The 1,725-nt window shown below is 48.1% G+C and carries 3 protein-coding genes; 1 reads left to right on the top strand and 2 read right to left on the bottom strand.

Going from position 1 to position 1,725, the window contains the following annotated elements:
* Positions 1-166: 166 nt before the first annotated feature.
* Positions 167-325 carry a hypothetical protein gene (locus tag F6K20_RS37165; protein ID WP_287298216.1) on the top strand — a complete coding sequence of 53 codons (159 nt, stop codon included), beginning with the start codon at positions 167-169 and terminating at the stop codon, positions 323-325.
* Positions 326-351: 26 nt separating this feature from the next.
* Here F6K20_RS37165 and F6K20_RS37160 read toward each other — a convergent pair whose 3' ends face one another.
* Both F6K20_RS37160 and F6K20_RS37155 read right to left on the bottom strand, forming a co-directional pair.
* The gene (locus F6K20_RS37160; protein WP_287298214.1) at positions 352-1,134 is read right to left on the bottom strand and encodes a hypothetical protein; all 783 of its coding nucleotides are present in this window, start codon (positions 1,132-1,134) and stop codon (positions 352-354) included.
* Between the two features lie 61 nt (positions 1,135-1,195).
* Positions 1,196-1,725: Dyp-type peroxidase (locus F6K20_RS37155; protein WP_502708925.1), on the bottom strand; the 530-nt coding region annotated here is incomplete at its 5' end.

Raw genomic sequence — 1,725 nt, 5'->3', positions numbered from 1 at the left:
CCTAGATGTCTTGCCGAAGTAGGGAGTCGGGAGTCGGGAGTCGGGAGTCGGGAGTCGGGAGTCGGAAGTCGGGAGTCGGGAGTCGGGAGTCGGGAGTCGGGAGTCGGGAGTCGGGAGATAAGTGTGGGAAGTGTGGGAAGTGTGGGAAGTGTGGGGAGCAACTGGCATGAAAATCCCCAAGACCTCACTACATCGCTGCTCCGAAGCTCCCTTTTCCCTCTTGCCTATTGCCTCTTGCCTATTGCTAGCATGCCTATTGCTAGCATGCCTATTGCCTATTGCCTTCCCCTCCTGGGAGGGGTTAGGGGTGGGTTCCTCTTGCTAGCATGCCTCTTGCCTCTTGCCTACTCCCTACTCCCTATTCCCTCGATCTGGGTGACCAAACCATGTCCATTGGCGATCGCTAGGCATATTGTCTTCTATTGTTTGTACAACGTCTGCCATGGTGCCGTCTTTGGCAACCCAACCGCCGTCGATATCTGGGAAATCGATCCGACAGTTCTCGCACTTTTTGTCATTGTAAAAGCGGATCGGACACCAGAAAGATTCGACATTCCTCAACATTTCAGCACCAAGGGAATAAACCCCAGTCATCCAGTCACAGTAAAGGCACCAAATTAGATCATGACCAACTAAGCCTTCAAACTTCTGGCGACTGACATTGACCCATTCACTGTGCTTGTAAGTTGGGAAGCCCAGTAACCAGATTAGGAATGGATACAAGGCTATTTCAGCAAGGCGAATCAAAAAAAACACTGGCACACTGACAGCTGTCACCCATAATGCCAAGTGGTTTCGCCACCAGCCAAACCGCTGATTGAGGTAGCTAACAATTCTCGGTCCTTTTACTGCCTCAGAATGGACTAATTCATGAGCAACAATCCACAACTGTAGCGCTAATAGTTGACCCACTAGGGCAGCCAAAACCCCCACCCAGCCTACAAGTAGTCCACTGATCAGCCAAGGAATCCACACTATTACTGATAAGATCACGTCCAGCCCAGGGGCTTGGGTAAAGGATTCCGAGATAGTCTTGCCTAGCTTACCGAGCTGAGGCATTACAGTTAACACGGAGATCAACCCAATTTCCAGGGAAAAAACTGCTGCAAAGGTTAGAGCAAATGGAATCATCATAGTTTAGATGCACTATTTAGATGCACTGTAGTAGTTTTGAACAGGTCTGGCATTGGACAATTTAACCACAATTAACCATAAATTGCATGGCGGTGATACTTGGCATAAAAAAGTATCCACCCCCCTTGACGGTTACAAATCGAGGTAGGTTATTAATTCGTTTACGAATCAGTGAACGCTGAATGGTCATATGACCAGAACCGTCATTATCTCCGATGATCGGGTCTTTGCTATCATATAAACTGTTAAATCGAGGATTGTTACACCAAGTTTCCTGAAGAAACTCAAATTGACGCCTAATATTAGCATTAATACTGAAGAAATGTAGTCCTCTGGGCTTGCCATCATCCTGAATATCCACAGGCAACTGACCGTTTTCGATATCGCCGATGGGGAATAGAGGTTCTCCGTAAAGGGCTCCCCGTCGAATAATCCGATGCCGATTGGATAGTTTGAAGGAATCCTCTGGGGTGGCATCTAGAAAGGAATCCCTGGGGTTGCTACGACGGATGTGAGCACCGATGGGGCAACGATAACCCTCCTTATCTTCTGGTAAGTACTTGAACTGATTCTTATCCTGAATCTCTGGGA

The sequence above is a fragment of the Moorena sp. SIO2C4 genome, assembly GCF_010672485.1.
Classification (GTDB): Bacteria; Cyanobacteriota; Cyanobacteriia; order Cyanobacteriales; family Coleofasciculaceae; genus Moorena; species Moorena producens.
Note: the sequence above shows the minus strand (reverse complement) of the source record. Positions and strands in the feature narration are given on the sequence as shown.

Excerpts from the sequence above, each read along its gene's own strand:
- F6K20_RS37160 (WP_287298214.1), bottom strand. The coding sequence starts at position 1,134 with ATGATGATTCCATTTGCTCTAACCTTTGCAGCAGTTTTTTCCCTGGAA.
- F6K20_RS37165 (WP_287298216.1), top strand. The coding sequence starts at position 167 with ATGAAAATCCCCAAGACCTCACTACATCGCTGCTCCGAAGCTCCCTTT.